The organism is Mesorhizobium sp. B2-3-13 (assembly GCF_006442195.1).
Lineage (GTDB): Bacteria > Pseudomonadota > Alphaproteobacteria > Rhizobiales > Rhizobiaceae > Mesorhizobium > Mesorhizobium salmacidum.
The window spans coordinates 44,856-63,639 of sequence record NZ_VFVQ01000027.1; the positions used below are offsets into that span (position 1 = coordinate 44,856).

The following is an 18,784-nucleotide window of genomic DNA, read 5'->3' on the forward strand; positions in this document are numbered from 1 at the left end:
AGCATCAATAGGACCGGTATCCGACATGGCTTGTGAAGTTAATTACACTTGGCAGTAAACACACTACGGGTTGCGTTTGTAAGAAGCTTGAAGTCCTCCGCGACATTTTCGGGGACACGACCCGTGATGCCTAACAAGGGGGGGCAGGGAGCCCGATTGGAGCGAAAAGCTGACGTTAATCAGGCACTTACACCAGGGGATGTCGAGCTAAGGAAAATCCCCGTATACGTGGAGAGATTGAACGGCCCCAAGAAAGGCCCTTTCACTCACAGGCTTGTCGCTGAATTTCTTGCCGGAGACATCTTTTGTCCCTGACAGTCATTCGGGGTGAACTCCCCAACCGTAACGCGATCCGATGGCCTCCCGCCAGCCATCAGACAGCTTCACCGGAAAAGTGGCAAGCACCTTGGGATCTGAGTACCAGGCGTCGTGCTCGAAGAATTCGCCGATCAGTGCATCACAATGGAAGCAACCGTTGCTCAGGTAACTGTGCTCGACGGTACGGCTGAACCGATGTTTGATGACGCCGACCTGCTCACCCGGCGGGAGCTTCTGCACGACCTGCTCGACCAGATTATCGGGTAAGTCGTGTATCGTCCGTTGAGCCTTGTACGGGCCGACCGCCACTTCGATGAATGTGATTATTCTCGTCTCTGCACCGCACCGCCAACACCAGATCGTGCCGGATTGAACGGTCACGGTTGCCGATGTTTCTGCGTCAATTCCAAAACGAAATCGTTGGGCGAACACAGCGTCGAGAAACGATGTCAACGGGAGCACTTGCCGCCAGCGCGTCGCATCGTCCATTCCGCGCAAACTCGTCGTATTGGCGTGTGGGACTTTGGCTTCAAATCCGCTGTGTTTGTCGCCCTCGACGCACACTGCGGGCAGCTCTTTCGAGATCGGATAGCCGGGCCTGCGAAACAGCCATAGACAGCGAACACCAGATTGCTGGTACCGTGCTTGCCGTCGCAGTGTTTCATCGCTTGTCTGGGGCGACCACTGAATTTCCAAAGCGACGCGATACTTGCCTTTGGACGCGAGGACATCGGCTGTCCATTCCTCCCCAGTCGGTGAGGTTCCCCGAACTTCGGTCGAGGCATCCCACCCTGCTCTGCGAGCGGCCTCCACGGCCAACTTCTTGAGCGAAAGGTGCTCTTCCGTTTCCGGGGCAGTGGTGCAAATCCCCCGTGACTGGTGAGCGAAAAACTGAAGCCCGTGGGATGACATCTTCATCACCACACGAGCGGTGCAACAGGGCATCCGTAGTTGACGCGATCGAGCGTTCACATTGCGTAGGGTTCCCCATTCCTGATCACTTAGGTCGAAAGCCTGGATACTCTCGCCTTCTGGCCCGAGGCAGCGTAGTGGCATAATGCGTCACGCCGACCTTGTCTTCGATGGTCGCTTCTTTGCGATAATTTCTTTTCGCAGTCGCTGGACCTCGTCAATGGTGTTGGCGATTTTGCTCCAGGTTTCCTGTCCAAGCCCCGAATGCGTTCGGGTGTGAGACAAGCCACCATACGCGCAGTTCATCAAGGCAAGATATTCGTACTGGGTTTCATCCAGCCATTGCCCATCTTTGGGTTCGGGAAACTCGACTTTCTGGATTGGCCGGACGCGGTAGTTGGGGGAAGCACCGCTGCCTTTGAGGCCAACGCGTACGCAGGATGGGCCATACAGCTTTTCACAGTCGCGCATACGGACCCAGACCTGACGAAGGAACTCCTCGGCCCCCTTCAGCCGCCCGCTCTCCCACAAATCCCTCAACGTTGTCTGGTCAGACATCATGACTTAGGTCCACCTAGCGATCTTCGGCTCTTCGCAGAGCGCGTCCGAGCGCTCGCCAGTCGGCTTCTATTTCCACCATTGAGTCGCACGTCTTCGCGCCCTGTAGACGGTTATTAACGCCACGCTGTCCGGGGTGTGCAAGGGCGAAGATTTGCAGGTTTTCGTATCGTACCGGCTTTCGCGCATCGATTTGACTACGCCAGGCGGTTGTGAGCCCCAACCAACTCATGGTCCCGTCGAAGGCACATTCCCCGAGGCACCCAATCGCTTTTAGCCTTGGCATTTTCGAGATCACGAATTCAAACACAGGCTTTGAAGCTGCCACACCCCTAGTCGGTTTCCCATCGGCGTCCTTTAGGAAGAAGCAGGCATTGCCATAGAGGACCCCGCACTCCTCAGATCCTTGCCCTTTCAGATCGACCCGACGACCAATCAGGTTAAGCAACCTGCAGAGATTGGTGTTGGTGATCAAGCCGATGCGACCATAACGCCCATCGCCATCGTTATGACGCCAGGCAGCTTTGACACCATATGTCTGAGCGACGGCGCGGACGTTCGCACAAGGAGCAAAATCCTGGCCAAGCAGTAGCAAATCGCCACTCCAATCTCCGCACAACGTCTCCGGCCCAAAGAGATTTGGACCACGAATTCCGATAGCAAATGGATTTGTGAAACCCGGCGGGGGTTCCAACTTGCGTATAGTTTTCGGAATTACCGGACGACTTGCCATTATGGGTTTCTCCGAGACAGGGAGATCCAAATCTTAAATGAGATACTCCAGTAAAAAAAGAAAAACTTCACGCAAAAAACTTGAAATAGCCCAACAAAATCAATACGTTAAAAGCGGGACCTTTGTTTTCCGGCCCTCCTGAAACCAAGGAGGGAGCCAATGAACGGTCTCGAAACCCTTTCTATTCTGCGACACGAGTTGGTACGGCAACTGCTTCGTCATGAGCCGCCCGTGCCCAGTCCTTTAGATATTTCGCCCTGGTTGGCCATGGCCTTGCTTCAGAAGGCAATCCGGCGCGGACATAGGCAATTCGCATTGCAGGCTGCCGCCACGCTGCTTCGACAGTCACACGAAGGGTTCTGGAGGCGTTGCGCAGTCATTGCATTCGAAGATGTTGGTGTGGCCGATCTCGACACCGTGAGCCTGGTAATCGCATCCCTCGGCGGAAAGACCCTTCGAGCAAAGATCGGCGGCGAATGGTTGGTCGCAAGTCTTCTCGTCGAGAGGTTGGTGAGCGCTCGAAAATGCCGGAGCGCCGACGATCTGCTCATGATCGCCGACCGCCATCCCGCCTATGAGCGAGCCAGGCTGGCCCTCACCTACGGCACGATCCCAGAACTGCTCGCTTTCGTCAGGAGTGATGCTCCGCTGCCGAAGCGTGCACTGGCCTTGTGGTATGGTGTGGGAACGGATCGTTGCCCGTCACCGCAACTACGGACGCGCAAGGGCCTGCCTCAAATCGTCTTCGATGATTTATGCGAAGCAGGTCATCCCCACACCCTGGTGGAGGTTGCGCGGGAAGGATTTCGAAGAACCGGACAGGTCCTTTGCCCGCTCGTGGTTCTGCTCGCGTCGCTGAAGCCCGAGCAGCCGATGTTGATCGAGGACGACGATTTTCCTCCCGAAACCACGTGCGGTGCCCTGCCGGGTTGGGCGTTGGACGTCTATTCCCGCGAAGGGCAGCACGCGCTGAGACGGCTTCTGGGACGGGACTGCAAGACAACGCATTGGGTTCGGCAACACGTCCCGTCCGCGCAGCGGATCAAATTCCTCGGTAACATCCTATTCGCAGTCGAAGGCGGATTGTTGCGGAACCACTATCGCTGGCCGGTAGCGGACGAACTGCGGCGATCCTGGGAGATCGAATGCCAAGGCCCCCATTGCAACGACGCCACAGAAATTATCGGATTGCTCCGAAGGGACATCCCGCTGCTGAACGAGGAGCGCCAACATGTCTAACACCGGTCTAACTCGTGATAATCCCCCATTATCACGACCCACATTAGGGCCTTTGGCAGACCTGTCAGAGACGACCGGAGCCGCTACGGGCGCTACCACGCCGCGTAGTGAAATTAACTTCACAAGTGAGTTGCCCGGCGATGTAGCCGGGTACGTGGAAAAGAGCCTGTCGGAAAATACCCGCAGGGCATATGCCGCCGATCTCGCTCACTTCCGGGCCTGGGGCGGCAGCATCCCAGCGACCGATATGACCATTGCCAAATATCTTGCGGAGCATGCGGACACTTTAAGCGTCGCCACGCTCGGTCGGCGTCTGTCAACGATCTCCAAGGCGCACACCGCAAAGGGTTTGACCAGTCCGACGGGGTCAGAGCTGGTGAGGTCCACAATTCGCGGCGTCAAACGCAGTCGCGGAACCGCTCAAGTTGAAGCAAAGCCCCTCCTACGCGATGATTTGTTCACAGTGCTGGAGCGCATGGGCGACGACACTAAGAGCATTAGGGATCGAGCATTGCTTCTGATCGGCTTCGCGGCCGGATTTCGGCGATCAGAATTGGTCGGCCTCAACGTCAACGATATCGAGCATGTCCGACAAGGCATCGTCGTCTTATTGCGCCGATCCAAGACGGATCAAGAAGGCAACGGGCGTAAGATTGCTATCCCATTCGGACGAACGCGCTGGTGCCCCGTCGTCGCTCTCGATCATTGGTTGTCTAGAGCTACAATAGATGCCGGACCAATATTCCGGGGTGTCAGCCGTCACGGCCATATCAGCGAACAGCGTCTGTCTGCAGAGGCCGTAGCTCTGGTCTTGAAGGAAAGACTGCTGGCCGCCGACATCAGCCCAAATGGCTTTTCAGCTCACTCGTTGCGAGCCGGGCTGGTCACATCGGCAGCCGTGGCCGGGGCGTCCACCTGGAAAATCCGACAACAAACCGGGCACGCCAGCGATGCCATGGTCGGTCGCTACATTCGGGACGGCGACCTGTTCAACAGCAATGCAGCAGGCACAATTTTATGAGGGAACCCCTGGCCAGACTGCCGGCGAAGTAAGACCGCTCAGCGGCAAGTTCTCACCCAAAGATCGGCAGCCCAGGCCATGTAGCCCGGGGCGATGTCGGTGGCTATCCCACCTCCATCTTGCGACCCGACGTCTATGTCGAGCTTCACACCGTCTCCCCTGTCCAGCCTCTCCAGCAGATACATCGAATGGGAGGCATAGCTGCAGTAGACCTTAGCGCCCTTGGAAACGTTGCCGTCATGCCGGTAGGAGACGATGAAACCCTTCTGATTTCCTGCGCTCCAAGGTCTCTTGCTCAGAATGGAAAGGTCGTCGGCGAATGCGACGCCGATTGTCGACGCCAAAACCATTCCGCTTGCGACAGCCAGGGCAGCTACTCTCATGTCCCCCGATCTCCTATATATTTGGCGATGCATCCTCACATCCGGCTGACGATGCATCAAGCTTAGCGCGCTATCGAGCCACCCCTAGCCTGTCCACGAGCTTTTCGACTGATCGCCTGAGTTCAGAAAGTCTCGTGTGGCCACCGCGGCGTCGTTCTTGTGCATTTCCGGTCATCCGTTGCTTAGGACGGGATACGGCGGAGCGCCGACGGTCGTTTTATGGGCGAGGTGGGCCGCTTCATGTCCTCGATGACGCAGCAACTGAGTTCATGCTATGAGCGATTTGGGCAAAGATGGAGGCGGGGCTATTGGCAAATCTATGGAGCACATCTCGGCGGGGCGATAGGGACAAAGGCAAAAAGGCCGTCGATACCACCGGGCCGTCGGATGTTCGGACCCCCTTTGAGCACGACTATGACCGCCTTATGTTTTCCACCCCGGTCAGACGTATGGCTGACAAAACCCAGGTATTCCCGTTGGAGAAAAATGACGGCGTCAGAACGCGGCTGACCCATTCCTACGAAGTCGCCAATTTAGCTCGTTCCATTGGTAACCGGCTCGTAAGGACGAAGCCTGGAATATTCGGCTCACCGGAAGGTGATCTTCATGGCCCAACGGTGCTAGCAACCGTGGGGCTGGCTCACGACTTGGGAAATCCTCCGTTCGGGCATCAAGGCGAGAATGAAATCCGCCGCTGGTTCGAGGCGAAGTCAGCGGCGGAGATTTTCATGCCAAAAGGAATGGAGGGCGTGCTAGCGCCCCTCCAACATGACTTTTTGAAATTCGAAGGCAATGCCCAGACCTTGCGGCTTTTGTCATGTCTGCAAGTGTCATCCGGTGGATATGGATTGGATTTAACAGCCACGACTTTGGCTGCGGTTATGAAGTACACCGCGCCAGCGGCAAAAGCAGGAAAGGGTGCAAACGCGAGCCTGAAGAAGCCGGGCTTTATGAGATCGGAAGCTGAGGTGGTCGAGTGGGTTCGAAATGAAACTGGGTTGCAGGAAGGCCAGCGACACCCACTCACCTGGCTGATGGAAGCCTGTGATGACATTGCTTATTCCGTGCTCGACGTAGAAGACGCCATCAAGAAATCCATTGTCTCAGCCGAGGATGTGCTCGCTTACCTTCACAGGGAAGCAAATAAAAATGAATGCATGCTGGGTGTTGCAAAGCAACTCACCAAAGATTTCGAGAAGGCTGATGCTCACGCCAGCCCCACTCAGGCGAAAGAGATCAAAGCATCGTACCTCCGTACCCGTTTGATTGAAGCGCTCGTGGTGACAGCTACCAGCGCTTTCATTGAGCACCAAAAGGGGATCTTTGACTTTTCACATCAGGTGGCGCTGCTGGACGAAAGAACTCCAGGCGGAGAGCTTTATGAGAAGCTGAAGGGCTTTGCGAAGTCCCATGCCTACAATCATCCAACGGTTCTTCGGACCGAGCATCTCGGAGCCGTAGCCCTGTCGAAGCTGCTGGATTGGTTCTGGGAGGGTATCACGGATCGACAAAAGCCTGAGGACCCGCTCTCTCGAAGGAGAACGGCATTTGGATCGTACGTATATGCGCTTATTAGCGATAACTACCGGCACGAATTTGAGGTGAGGGCTGGAGCCAAAAAGCTGCCTCTCCGTTACACTGAAATGCAGTTGCTAACGGATATGGTCTCGGGAATGACCGACGGCTTCGCAATGGAGCTTTTCGCTGACTTGGAGCACTTGCGAAATGCCTAGCTTGGCGGGCGACTACTCGGTCTTGCGTAAGAGGCTTAGGCGCTTGTTGTTCCACAACAAGCGGCCCGACCGACCAGAACTGCACAGCGTAATCCTACCCATGCTGTCTGAGGTAGGAAGTCTGGCGCTTATCGGTGGCGCAATTAGGGACGTCGCTCTTCGAGGCGGTGAAAATTTCCGCTCTGACTTAGATTTCGTAATGTTTGACGGCGACCTTGCAGCGTTCCACGCACTCATGGTTTCGCTCAACGCTACTCCCAACAGGTTCGGAGGGTACGGCCTCAGGTTTGCGCGATGGAAGGTGGATATCTGGGCTTTGGAAAATACCTGGGCGCATACAGCCGGGCATAAGCGGGTCGAAACGATCTCCGATCTCCTAGATTGCACGTTCTTTAATTGGGATGCGGCAATCTTCAACCTGACGGACTGCACTCTACATACTCGAAAACATTATCTTTCAACGCTACGAAAGCGTGTTCTGGAGGTCAATCTGCTCGCCAATCCCAATCCGAAAGGATCGCTGGTGAGGGCCTTGCGCAGAGGACGACTGTGGAACACGTATTTTGGAGAGAGGCTAACGGAATTTACGAGGGAGGAAATAAGACGCCATTCTTGGGATGAATTGCTCAAGATCGAGACAACTGCTTTCCGGCATTCATCCCTCGCTACTTTCGACTACCATCAGTTGCTCGAGAACTTGAACCGCCCATGCTGGGTAGACGGGCAATTAGTTACCAAGCCATTTGGGGCTGACCCACGGCAGCTAGAGCTTGATCTCAGGTAGGCTGCGTTCCATCCAAAAATGCTCAAAATCGCAGCAAGGTCGTTATCCCAAAGGACCTAGATTGACTGCCGAACCACGCGTTGTTAACCTTTTGGCAACGATTTTTTTTACCTGCAGTTAATTGCTGTTGGCGCAATCTGTAGTCAGGGCCGTATCGAGCCGGAGCGTGTGACGTCTCGATCATAGGTGCCGCTCGGTCGGAGGGAACGACCGAGAAAAAACGACATGCCGTCACCAGCTCCACAAGTGCAATCGCTTGCCAATTTTGTTTGGCAGATCGCCGAAATTCTGCGCGGCGACTTCAAGCAGTCGGAGTACGGCAAGGTCATTCTGCCCTTTGTCGTTTTGCGACGGCTCGATTGCATTCTTGAACCTTCGAGGGCTGCCGTTCGGGCCGCTTTCGCTTCATTGCCGGAGGGCATTGACGAGCAGACCCGCGAAATGATGCTCTACGGGGCTGTGGGCAGCGGCATTCGTGTCTACAACACCAGCAAACTGACATTCTCGGTATTGAGAGGGCAGAACGCCTCCGATCTGCACGGCAACCTTGTAACCTACATCACCAGCTTTTCTCCGTCCGTGAAGGATGTCTTCCTCGACAAGTTCCTTTTCACGGACCAGTTGAAACGCCTAAATGAAGCGGCGATCCTCTGGAAAGTGTTCGAGCGGTTCGCTGCGCTCGACCTTAGGCCCCAGTCCATTTCGACGCTCGACATGGGCTACCTGTTTGAAGACTTAATCCGCCGTTTTTCGGAAATCTCGAACGAGACTGCGGGCGAGCACTTCACTCCCCGTGAGGTCATCCGCCTCATAGTCGATCTGCTTCTCGTCAATGACGCCCCCGCCCTCGTCGGCGACGGCATCATCCGGCAGGTTTATGACCCGGCCTGTGGAACAGGCGGCATGCTTGCTCTGACCGAAGAGGGCATGAAGGCGTTCAATGAGAAAATCCGGGTCGAACTATTCGGTCAGGAACTCAATGGAGAGAGCTTCGGCATCTGCAAATCGGACATGCTTGTCACCGGGCACGACCCGGAACAGATCGCTTTCGGCAACACGCTGACGCACGACGCCCACAAGGGGAGACGTTTCCACTACATGCTGTCGAACCCGCCTTATGGCGTGGACTGGAAAAAATACGCCGATCCGATCAAAGACGAGCACGAACGGCTCGGTAAGAATGGCAGGTTCGGAGCGGGTCTGCCACGCATTTCGGACGGGCAGCTTCTATTCCTTCAGCACATGATTTCCAAGATGCGTGACGATGAAGCGGGATCGCGCGTCGGCATCGTCATGAACGGGTCGCCGCTATTCACCGGCGGAGCCGGATCGGGCGAGAGCGAAATTCGCCGCTGGATGCTGGAGAAGGACTGGATCGAGGCCATCGTCGCGCTCCCCACCGACCTTTTCTACAACACCGGCATACAAACTTACGTTTGGCTTTTGACGAACCGCAAGGAGCCGAAGCGTCGAGGCAAGGTCCAGTTGATCGATGCGTCGGGTGAGCGGTTCTGGAAGCCCATGCGCAAAAGCCTCGGTTCGAAGCGCCGGGAAATTCGCGACGACGCTCGCGAGACAATCGTCCATATTTTCCATGAGATGGCGAATGGCGGTGGCGAGTGGGCCGACGTATCGAGGATCTTCGACACGACAGATTTCGGCTATCGCGAGATCAAGATCGAGCAGCCTCTCCGCTTGAATTTCCAAGCGAACCCGGAACGTATCGAGAGGCTGACGCTCACCAAGCCCTTCCTGAAACTCGACCCATCGGAACAGGAGGACGTGCTTAACGTGGTCACTGATCGGCTACCCAATTCGCTGTTCAAGGATCGGCCTTCATTTGAGGCTGCCTTGGCCAAGGCGCTAAAAGGAGCCGGTGTGAAGGTCGCCACTCCGGTCAAAAAGGCGATCCTTTCGGCGCTTTCAGAGCGGGACGAGACTGCTGCGATCTGCCTCGACAGCAACGGCGGTCCTGAACCAGACGCGGAGCTTCGTGATTACGAACTCGTGCCGTTGAAGGAAGATTGGCAGGAATACGTAACCCGCGAAGTAACGCAGTTCGTTCCCGAAGCATGGGTGGACGAAACGTACAGGGATGACGCCGACAAGGGCGTTGGTCGGGTCGGTTATGAAATCAACTTCAGCCGCTATTTCTACCGCTACGTCCCGCCACGTCCGCTCGCTGAGATCGACGCCGAACTGAAGACGCTGGAAGCGGAAATCGCTGGCCTCCTGAATGAGGTCGCAGGATGAGCGACCAGCTTGAAGCGGCGCGTCTTGCTCGGGCCGAGACGTCTTGGCCGGTAAAGCGCCTTCGGCATATCTCTCGCTTGGTCGGCGGCGGAACACCGTCAAAGGGGGAAGCTGCGTTTTGGACGGGCGGCGCAGTGCCGTGGGCTTCTCCAAAAGACATGAAGACCCGCATCGTTTCGGAGACAGAGGACTACATCACAGAGGAAGCTGTCGATGGCAGCGCAACAACCTACGTGGAACCCGGATCGCCGTTGATTGTCGTTCGCTCGGGCATTCTACGCCACACCCTGCCGGTAGCAATCGCAGGACGACGCCTAACGCTCAATCAAGATATGAAGGCGTTTCGGCTGTCGAAGGAGGTCGATGGTAGCTTTCTGACATGGTGGATTGAAGGTCAGAGTTCCGAACTGCTTTTGGAGTGGAGGCAATTCGGTGCAACGGTTGAAAGTATCGATACACGCCGCATGATGGGCGCGCGGATTGCACTCCCTACCTACGACATCCAAAAGGCTATCGCCGCCTATCTTGACCACGAAATCGCCCGCACTGACCGATTGATTGAGAGGCGGTCACGCTTCATCGTGCTGCTGAAAGAAATGCGGCTGGCGGTAGTCGCCCATGCGGTGACACGAGGCATAGACACAGATGTAGAACTCAAGGAAACGGGCGTTGACTGGCTCGGCAAGATACCTGCCCACTGGCAGGTAGTTCGGCCAACCGCACTTTTTACCGAAAGCAAAGAGCGCGCCCGCGATGGCGACCAGTTGCTATCCGCCACTCAGAAGTACGGGGTGATCCCTCTCTCGGAGTTTGAGGAGATCGAAAAAAGGCAGGTCACGCTAGCCGTTGTCAACTTGGAAATGCGCAAGCATGTTGAGATCGGAGATTTCGTGATCAGCATGCGCAGCATGGATGGCGGGCTTGAGCGTGCGCACGCGAAGGGCTGTGTACGGTCCTCGTATTCGGTACTGAAGCCGGGACCAAATGTCGAAGGTCGTTTTTACGGGGCACTTCTGAAATCAAGCCTCTATATCCAGGCGCTTAGGCTGACTTCGAACTTCATCAGAGACGGCCAAGACCTGAATTTCGGCCATTTCCGAAAAGTGCGACTGCCGAAACTGGATGTTCAAGAGCAAGCCGCAATCGCCGATCACATTGAGAACGAAACTGCGCGTATCAACTCGCTCCTCACACTGACCGAACGGAGCATCAGCCTTCTACGCGCACGCCGCGCCGCCCTGGCTACTGCCGCCGTTACAGGCCAGCTCGACGTCCGGGCGAAGCTGCCCGCCATGACAACAAAGCCCCACCGCAGCAAATTCCGCCTGTTGGTCGGTGCGGAGATCACTCACCGACATCAGGGCAATGCGAAATTCGGTCGGGTGAAGCTGCAAAAGGAACTCTTTTTGGCCGAAACTCATGTCGGCATAAGCGAGCTACAGGGCAACTATCTTCGTGAAGCCGCAGGTCCGTTTGACCGTGCTTTGATCGATGAGACGGAGCGGTTGTTGGAATTGGAGGGGTTCTATCGCGTCAAGCAGTCAGATGGGGTCGGCGGGGCTGTCATCTACATGCCGCTCACCAGGGCGGGCCAGCATGCCGACGACCTCAAGACCTTGCTTGGCCGCCAGCGCGTTGGTGCACTCCGAAACCTGATCATCCTCTTGAGTGACCTGGATCGCCGACAAGTCGAAGCCGTCGCCACGCTCTACGCTGTCTGGAATGATATGTTGATGGATGGGCAACAGCCGGATGATGCAGCGATCATCAGCGGCGTCCTCACCGAATGGCACATGGAAAAGGGCGAGAAATTCAAGGACGCCGATTTGCGCCATTGGCTTGACTGGATGAAGCGCAACGGCCTTGTCCCTAAGGGCAAAGGCCCCCGCACTGCCCACACGATGACGCCGGACATGTTCGCATGACGATGTCGTTGGAAGACATCTTCACCGAAGAGGCAATGACGCGCCCGCTCTTTGAAGAGCTTGCCGAACATCATGCACGGGAGAACGGCTGGTCTGGACCTCATGGTTTTGCCCTCGGCGGTATGATGCAGGCAAACAACGCCTCGCTCGCAGAGGAATATTTTGCTGCGGCAAATGAATTGATCGAAGCGATCAAGGACCAACGTGTTGAAGACTATCGGGTCGGCAATGCGGCTTTGTTTCTTTACCGACATGCGTGCGAATTGATCCTTAAGGCAGCATTGCCAGGCCAAAAACGCATCCATGACCTTATCGCTCTCACGGACAGTTTCGTGGAGATGGTCAGGACGCGGTACAAACAAGACGTGCCCGAATGGATCGTTCGACGTATGCGAGAACTGGCGGCGATAGACCCGCAATCGACTGGCTTCCGATATGGCGACTACGGCACGCCAATAGATGGCAACGATCTTCCGGTCGGGTTCGAAGCCTATATCAGTGTACCGCACCTCCAAGCCGCCATGCTGGCCTTGAATACCGCGCTCGTCCGCGTTGTGGACGAGATCAAGATGGCGAGGGGTTGGCGACCATGAACTATGAAGAGCCGCCGATTTCGCATCCTTACGCCAAGGGCTTTTCCGAAGGGACCGTTCACCGCGAAGAGGTTCTGGAAGTCCATCTCTGCAAGGCTCTGGTCGAGCAACAAGGTTACCGTCCCCGTTTACCCGAGGACTTTGACCGCGCATCCGCCCTCGATAAGGTGCTTGTTCTCGACTTCATAAAGGCTACTCAGGCTAACGAATGGGGAAAGCTCGAAAGCCAATATGGAGCTTCGTCCGAGGCCGAATTTTTCAAGCAGCTTGAACAGGGTCTGAAGCAGCGTGGCACTCTCGATGTGCTTCGCAACGGCGTGAAACTGGTCCCGAACCTCAAGTTCTTTCTCGCTGCTTTCAAGCCCGCGTCGAACGTCAACCCGGCCCTCGTCCGCCTGTTTGAAGCGAACTCACTTAGCGTCGTCCGGCAATTGCGGTACAGCGCGAAGAACGAGAACGCCATCGACGTGGTGCTCTTCGTCAACGGCCTGCCGGTCGCCACCTTGGAAGTGAAAAACACTCTCACGGGACAGACATTCCGCCATGCCGAACGGCAATATCGCTATGATCGAGCGCCAGCGAACGAACCGCTATTGACCTTCAAGCGCGGAGCCCTGGTTCACTTCGCCCTGGATCAGGACAATGTATCCATGACCACGCGCCTTCAGAACGGCAAGACGCGCTTCCTGCCGTTCAACCGAGGGAGCAATGGGGGAGCGGGTAACCCCGAAATCACGGATGAGTTTCGTATTGCCTATCTCTGGGCGGATCAGCCAGAGGGACGGGCGATCTTGTCGCGAGACATCCTGCTCGACATCATCGGACGCTTCGTCCATCTCGACACAGGTGACGGCAGGGAGGCGCTAATCTTCCCGCGCTTCCATCAGATCGACGCCGTTCTAAAAATGATCGCCGATGCACGCGCCAACGGTGGCGGCAGGAACTATCTCGTCCAACACTCGGCAGGATCGGGGAAGTCCAACACCATCGCTTGGACAGCGCATCGGCTGGTAACCCTCCATGACGAGGCGGATAAGCCGGTTTTCGATACCGCGATTGTCGTCACGGATCGCGTAGTGCTCGACCGCCAGCTCCAGGGCACAATTGCGCAGTTCGAGCAAACGCCCGGCGTCGTCCGCAAGATCGACGGTACGTCGCGCCAGTTGAAGACCGCAATCGAGGGCCAAGCGAAGATTATCATCACGACGATCCAGAAGTTCTCGACCGAGCATCTGCGGGTAATCACCGGCCAAGGCACACGCCGTTTTGCCGTCTTGATCGACGAGGCGCACGGATCGCAATCCGGCAAGAGTGCGCAGGCTTTGAACGACGCGCTTAGCCGTGAAGACGAGGCGACCACTTCGGACGAGATCGAAGAACTCATTGCGGAATATCAGCGCCAACGGGGGCCGCAGTCGAACATTAGCTACTTCGCCTTTACCGCTACGCCTAGAAACGTCACCCTCGAACGGTTTGGAACGATGGGCTCGGGTGGCCTTCCACACCCGTTCCATCTCTATTCAATGCGACAAGCCATCGAGGAGGGGTTCATCCTCGACGTGCTGCAGAACTATATGACCTACAAGGCATATTATGCTTTGGAGAAGACTATCGCCGATGACCCGGAACTGGACACGCGCCGAGCGCAACGGAAGGTGGCTCGTTTCGCTGCTCTTCATCCCACGGCGCTCAATCAAAAGATCGAGGTCATCATCGAGCATTTCCGTCGCCACGTCCGAACCGAACTTGACGGTCAGGCAAAGGCCATGATCGTCACCGCCAGCCGCGAAAGCGCACTCCGGTACTTCTTCGCACTAAGAGCATACATCGAGGACAAGGGTTATCGCGACTTGAAAGCGCTCGTCGCGTTCTCTGGTGAACTCCATATTGATGGCAACACATACACCGAAGCGGAGTTGAACACCTTTAGTGAGACGGAACTTCCGCGCCGTTTTGACACGCCCGAGTACCAAGTGCTGATCGTCGCTGAGAAGTACCAGACTGGGTTCGATCAGCCGAAGCTCTGCGGCATGTATATCGACAAGAAGCTCGCCGGTTTACAGGCCGTGCAAACCCTTTCCCGGCTGAACCGAACCTACCCCGGCAAGGAACGCACCTTCATCCTCGATTTTCAAAATACGATGGATGACATCAAGGAGGCCTTCCGCCCGTTTTTCGAGATTTCGAGCATCGAAGCGGTATCCGACAAGAACCAAATCTACCAGTTGGAAACACGCATCCGCACTTTCGGTTATCTCGATAGCGGGGAGATCGAGCGTTTCGCTGCTACCTTCTTCAAGGGTGCGCTTTCTACCCAGGATCGCGTGACATTGGAGGCATTGGTCCGCAACGCCGTGGCCCGGTTCGAGGCAGAAGCCGACGACGGACGACAAGAGGAGTTTCGCCAACTGCTTCGCAGCTACAAGCGGTTCTACAGCTTTGTCGCCCAGATAGTTCGGCTCGGTGATACAAACCTCGAAAAGCTGTTCGCCTACGTCGATTGGCTCGACCGGGTGCTTCCAAATCGCGAGCAGCCGCCGGAAGTCGAAATCACCGATGAAATGCTCAGGCTAAGGGCATTCCGGGTGCAGCAGAAAGAGACCGGTTCGGCTTCGCTGAATGCGGCAGATACAAAGCCGCTGACGGCAATAAGCGAATTTGGCGCGAAGCCGTATACCGAGGATGAGGCGAAGGCCCTTTCAGAGATCGTCAAGTCATTTAATGAGAGGCACGGAACGCAGTTCACCGACGAGGATTTCATCCGGCTAGAGCAAGTGAAACGAAAAGCGCTTGACGAGGATATGGCAGCGGTATTGCGGAACAACCCGCCTGATGTTTCCCGCCCCACGTTCGTGCGTCGCCTGCTTGAGGAAACCATCAAGCAGTATCAGCGCGACAGCAGCCTGCAAAACATCATCATGACTAACGCCGAAGATCGAGATCGCATTTTCGAGCACCTTTTCAGCCGTGCACTGCGCGAGGCTCGCGAGGGTGTGTCGTCATGAACTTTTCCCAGCGATTTCCCGATGTCCATTCCTGATTATCAGTCGCTCATGTTGCCCGTCCTGCGCCTTTCCGCCGAAGGTGAAAAACGCGTTGCTGACGTGGAAAACCGGATCGCCGACGAGTTTAATCTGACCCAAGAAGAGCGCGAGGAACTGCTGCCCAGCGGACGGCAACGCATTCTGCACAATCGCATTCATTGGGCAAAGTTCTACATGTCGAAGGCTGGCTTGATCGCTTCGCCTGCTCGCGGACGTTTCGTCGCAACTGAGGCTGGGCGGGCGTTGTTAGCGACAAAGCCTGCCCGTATCGACGTGGACCTCCTATTGAATAGCCCGAACTTCCGAGAATTCTACAAGGTGGGAGCCGAGGCTGCCGAAAAAACAGGAACATCCAACTCAGCCGATATCACGCTGACAGATGCTGCCTCGCCATCTACACCAGAGGAGCAAATCGAAGCGGCGTTCCGATCCGTCCAGTTGGCTTTACGGGCGGAACTGCTAGAGCGGATTGTCCAGAACAGCCCCGGCTTCTTTGAGCATTTGATTGTCGATCTACTTGTTGCCATGGGCTATGGCGGATCGCACAAAAATGCCGCTGCCCAACTCGGGCGCTCTGGTGACGGCGGTGTCGATGGCGTGGTCAACGAGGACCCTCTCGGCCTTGATCGCGTTTATGTGCAAGCCAAGCGATATGCCGAAACCAACACTGTGGGCCGTCCCGACGTGCAAGCCTTTGTGGGAAGCCTCGTAGGGCTGGGGGCGACTAAGGGCGTGTTCGTCACGACCTCAATCTTCAGCTCGCAGGCACGCGATTTCGTTAAACACCTCACTCAGCGCGTCATCTTAATCGATGGTCAGCGCCTCGCCGATCTTATGATTGAGCACGGCGTCGGGGTTCGGCTAAGCCGCGCTCTCGAATTTAAGCGCTTGGATGAAGACTTCTTTGCCGAGGAATAGGCAGTACCGAACAGAGACTAGACACACGCGGGTGTAGCCGCGACGAGCAGACCACGGGCCGAGCGGGGGGCTGCACCGTTCGGGCCGTACCGACCTCTAGTCTCGCGTCTCTAGGTTTCGCACATTTCGCCTTCTGTTTGACACTGGCTCCGTTTGATCCTGCCACCGTCGCATTCAACCCCACGCCAATGGACGCCAAAGGCACGCCAATCGCCGATTTTGCCCAGCACCCAATCCATCAGCCCACCTTGACCAAGGCCGCCCAGGACGAAATCGGCTCGCCTGTATGCGATTTTTGGGCGATTGGTCTTTTGACGGCCCGATATACCGGCGCGCCAGGCTTCCAGCGAACAAACTGAATGTCTAGCTGTCTGCGGCGATAACACAAAAACGATTGGCTTGGCCGCCCGAACCGCTTCCGACGGGCTCTTGCTGCGTGAACTCGCGCGGTGGCAAACCCATGTGAAGTTAATTTCACTTCGTCCGATTGATCTCGCCTGTTCCTTCGCCGAACTGGGCTCTAATCGGGCGAAGCACACAGGTGCCTGGATAGCCTTGTCAGCTTTTGTTTCTTAGCGCCGCCTCTACAACGCCATTTATCCACCGAAGCTTATCATCAGACAGCCCAGCCAACCGGGTAGTCAATTCGAGCAATAGACCTCGCCGCAATGCCCCAGAGGGAACTTCAGGGCTGAATAGCTCGGCAGCATCTACCTCAAGGGCCGCTGCAATCCTCTCGATCATAGGGAAGCGTGCCCCGGTCGCGCCGATCTCGATTTTTGAAACCGTATCGATGCTGATGCCCGCGCGCTCGGCAAGTTGCTCTTGGGTGTAGCCGGCGCGCTTGCGGTGCGTCATCACCAATCGACCGAACCGCTTCCGCAGGTCTTCCATTCGCTTCTCCACACCATGAGGTGTAGAGGCGGGTCAGCGCCGGCTTTAGGGATCGGAAATCGGAGTTTTTTGAAAATATGCAATCTATTTGCAGAAAATTGCAACTCAGCTACAATTTCACTGCGTTTCGGTATCCCTGTGGAGCGTCTCTCAGTGGGTTTCCCGAAACGTGGCGATGGGGGCGTACGCTGAGATGGGAATTTCGAGACATAGCTCGTGGTCGGGCAACCAGATCCTGCGGCTTGCTCTTTTGGCGGGCCTGATAGCCGTCGTCGGACCGCTTTCATTTGCTGCTACGAACTTCGCGATACGCTGGATGAGCGCGAAGCCAAGCGCGGATCTTTCTACTCGGAACGATCTAAGCGCGAGTGATGCTGACGTTGCGAGCAAGGTCTCAGAGGACACGCCTATCGGTTCGCCGGCGTCTGATTGGTCTGACGCCTACACACGCCTTAACTTCAAACTCGGCATGACGGTTGATGAGTTTAGAAGCAGCCGCCTTTCCGGCGAAAGCGATGCATATCCTGTTTGCTCCAATGACCCGATCAGCCAGGAAGAGCATAAAAAGATGGCGTTCGAGTTTAAGCAACCCTTCCGCGATGTCGGTGGCATTACCTGCGTGATTGTCTACAAAGGGCACAACGGTGATATTTTCCAAGTCGATATGGATTTCGGCAGTACGTCCACGCGACACAACTATTTTTACTTTTATAAATTCGGAAGCGGCGGTAGTTACGTGCTGTTTCTGATCGAGGTGTGGACGCCAACGGTGGAAAAATTCGGCGAAATATCTGAGGCTTACGTCAAACGATTTGGCAAGCCGACGAGTGCTGATGTCGAGGACGTGCAGAACGGGTTTGGAGCGGTATTCCACAATGAGATTGTGACCTTCGCGAACAACTCATCGGTCATTCGCCTCACTAAGTACGATGGCTCCCTTGATCACTTTACGGCAATGTATTGGCTGAAGCAGGTAGCCAGTGAAATTAATTACATTCGGGCTGCCGCCGACAAATCAGCTCAAAAACTCTAGTCCTCTCGACTGCCTCCAAAATCGCTGCCTTTCCGTAATAAAGGGGCGCACAAAGCCTTGAGCCGCGCGCGCTCCCAGGCTCTCCGAGAAAGTCGAACGCGGCTGTTTGGCCGCTAAAATGGCTACAAAGGTCTTCCCTGAATTTCGGGCTCATGACGAAATCTGCGGAGGACAAAGCAGCTCTATCGCCTGGAAATTGGTGGAACATTTTGATGGAAATAATGGCAAGTCGGCGCAATTCCACTGGCTCTGGTACAGACTTCTGGTACATTTTCGTGAGCTTCCAGGTCTGCGATCCGGCCTAAGTCTTTGAAAGCGTTCATGAGGGAATTTCCGGGATCTTCTCCCTCCCTCTCCGCCAGGGCCTTCGGGTCCGTTCCGGACACATAGGTTACGGTTTATACCGGAGACATGGGTAACACTTTTGGCCCGAAGGGGTTTTG

Annotated in this window: 14 protein-coding genes; 10 read left to right on the plus strand and 4 right to left on the minus strand. The window is 56.0% G+C overall.

The features are described from left to right. Positions 1–318 precede the first annotated feature (318 nt). Both FJ941_RS25550 and FJ941_RS25555 read right to left on the minus strand, forming a co-directional pair. Positions 319–1,374, minus strand: coding sequence for a competence protein CoiA family protein (locus FJ941_RS25550; RefSeq protein WP_140509973.1), 1,056 nt, complete (start codon positions 1,372–1,374; stop codon positions 319–321). Positions 1,375–1,380: 6 nt separating this feature from the next. Continuing rightward, entirely contained in the window at positions 1,381–1,791 is a 411-nt protein-coding gene (locus tag FJ941_RS25555) for a hypothetical protein (RefSeq protein WP_140509975.1), read from the minus strand. Positions 1,792–2,680: 889 nt separating this feature from the next. On the opposite strand from FJ941_RS25555, the gene FJ941_RS25565 reads away from it, so the two are divergent. Then, on the plus strand, positions 2,681–3,760 hold the full coding sequence (locus FJ941_RS25565) for a hypothetical protein (protein WP_140509979.1): 1,080 nt from the start codon (positions 2,681–2,683) through the stop codon (positions 3,758–3,760). Next, positions 3,753–4,781, plus strand: coding sequence for a site-specific integrase (locus FJ941_RS25570; RefSeq protein WP_140509981.1), 1,029 nt, complete (start codon positions 3,753–3,755; stop codon positions 4,779–4,781). The genes FJ941_RS25565 and FJ941_RS25570 overlap by 8 nt, the downstream gene beginning before the upstream one ends. 38 nt (positions 4,782–4,819) lie before the next feature. On the opposite strand, the gene FJ941_RS25575 is transcribed toward FJ941_RS25570, so the two are convergent. After that, positions 4,820–5,164, minus strand: coding sequence for a hypothetical protein (locus tag FJ941_RS25575; protein WP_140509983.1), 345 nt, complete (start codon positions 5,162–5,164; stop codon positions 4,820–4,822). Between the two features lie 293 nt (positions 5,165–5,457). Here FJ941_RS25575 and dgt point away from each other — a divergent pair, with 293 nt between their 5' ends. The 7 genes from dgt to FJ941_RS25610 all read left to right on the plus strand — a co-directional run bounded on the left by dgt (position 5,458) and on the right by FJ941_RS25610 (position 16,414). After that, a complete protein-coding gene (gene dgt / locus FJ941_RS25580) occupies positions 5,458–6,897 on the plus strand; it encodes a dGTP triphosphohydrolase (protein ID WP_140509985.1) in 1,440 nt (479 codons plus the stop codon). A gap of 199 nt (positions 6,898–7,096) precedes the next feature. Then, a complete protein-coding gene (locus tag FJ941_RS25585) occupies positions 7,097–7,681 on the plus strand; it encodes a hypothetical protein (RefSeq protein WP_140509987.1) in 585 nt (194 codons plus the stop codon). 225 nt (positions 7,682–7,906) lie between these two features. Next, positions 7,907–9,934, plus strand: coding sequence for a class I SAM-dependent DNA methyltransferase (locus FJ941_RS25590; protein ID WP_140509989.1), 2,028 nt, complete (start codon positions 7,907–7,909; stop codon positions 9,932–9,934). Beyond that, the gene (locus FJ941_RS25595) at positions 9,931–11,859 is read left to right on the plus strand and encodes a restriction endonuclease subunit S (protein ID WP_140509991.1); all 1,929 of its coding nucleotides are present in this window, start codon (positions 9,931–9,933) and stop codon (positions 11,857–11,859) included. Before FJ941_RS25590 ends, FJ941_RS25595 begins: the two co-directional genes overlap by 4 nt. Then, positions 11,856–12,452, plus strand: a complete 597-nt coding sequence (locus tag FJ941_RS25600) for a HEPN domain-containing protein (protein ID WP_246674000.1) — start codon at positions 11,856–11,858, stop codon at positions 12,450–12,452. Before FJ941_RS25595 ends, FJ941_RS25600 begins: the two co-directional genes overlap by 4 nt. Next, entirely contained in the window at positions 12,449–15,457 is a 3,009-nt protein-coding gene (locus FJ941_RS25605; RefSeq protein ID WP_140509993.1) for a type I restriction endonuclease, read from the plus strand. The genes FJ941_RS25600 and FJ941_RS25605 overlap by 4 nt, the downstream gene beginning before the upstream one ends. A 21-nt stretch (positions 15,458–15,478) precedes the next feature. Then, positions 15,479–16,414, plus strand: a complete 936-nt coding sequence (locus tag FJ941_RS25610; protein ID WP_140509995.1) for a restriction endonuclease — start codon at positions 15,479–15,481, stop codon at positions 16,412–16,414. Between the two features lie 558 nt (positions 16,415–16,972). Here FJ941_RS25610 and FJ941_RS25615 read toward each other — a convergent pair. Next, positions 16,973–17,308 carry a helix-turn-helix transcriptional regulator gene (locus FJ941_RS25615; RefSeq protein ID WP_140509997.1) on the minus strand — a complete coding sequence of 112 codons (336 nt, stop codon included), beginning with the start codon at positions 17,306–17,308 and terminating at the stop codon, positions 16,973–16,975. A 169-nt stretch (positions 17,309–17,477) separates the two neighbouring features. Here FJ941_RS25615 and FJ941_RS25620 point away from each other — a divergent pair, with 169 nt between their 5' ends. Further along, on the plus strand, positions 17,478–18,341 hold the full coding sequence (locus FJ941_RS25620; RefSeq protein WP_210242232.1) for a hypothetical protein: 864 nt from the start codon (positions 17,478–17,480) through the stop codon (positions 18,339–18,341). Positions 18,342–18,784: the final 443 nt, after the last annotated feature.

Coding starts and splice junctions, on each gene's coding strand:
- FJ941_RS25550 (WP_140509973.1), bottom strand. CDS start 1,374: ATGCCACTACGCTGCCTCGGGCCAGAAGGCGAGAGTATCCAGGCTTTC.
- FJ941_RS25555 (WP_140509975.1), bottom strand. CDS start 1,791: ATGATGTCTGACCAGACAACGTTGAGGGATTTGTGGGAGAGCGGGCGG.
- FJ941_RS25565 (WP_140509979.1), top strand. CDS start 2,681: ATGAACGGTCTCGAAACCCTTTCTATTCTGCGACACGAGTTGGTACGG.
- FJ941_RS25570 (WP_140509981.1), top strand. CDS start 3,753: ATGTCTAACACCGGTCTAACTCGTGATAATCCCCCATTATCACGACCC.
- FJ941_RS25575 (WP_140509983.1), bottom strand. CDS start 5,164: ATGAGAGTAGCTGCCCTGGCTGTCGCAAGCGGAATGGTTTTGGCGTCG.
- dgt (WP_140509985.1), top strand. CDS start 5,458: ATGGAGGCGGGGCTATTGGCAAATCTATGGAGCACATCTCGGCGGGGC.
- FJ941_RS25585 (WP_140509987.1), top strand. CDS start 7,097: ATGTTTGACGGCGACCTTGCAGCGTTCCACGCACTCATGGTTTCGCTC.
- FJ941_RS25590 (WP_140509989.1), top strand. CDS start 7,907: ATGCCGTCACCAGCTCCACAAGTGCAATCGCTTGCCAATTTTGTTTGG.
- FJ941_RS25595 (WP_140509991.1), top strand. CDS start 9,931: ATGAGCGACCAGCTTGAAGCGGCGCGTCTTGCTCGGGCCGAGACGTCT.
- FJ941_RS25600 (WP_246674000.1), top strand. CDS start 11,856: ATGACGATGTCGTTGGAAGACATCTTCACCGAAGAGGCAATGACGCGC.
- FJ941_RS25605 (WP_140509993.1), top strand. CDS start 12,449: ATGAACTATGAAGAGCCGCCGATTTCGCATCCTTACGCCAAGGGCTTT.
- FJ941_RS25610 (WP_140509995.1), top strand. CDS start 15,479: ATGTCCATTCCTGATTATCAGTCGCTCATGTTGCCCGTCCTGCGCCTT.
- FJ941_RS25615 (WP_140509997.1), bottom strand. CDS start 17,308: ATGGAAGACCTGCGGAAGCGGTTCGGTCGATTGGTGATGACGCACCGC.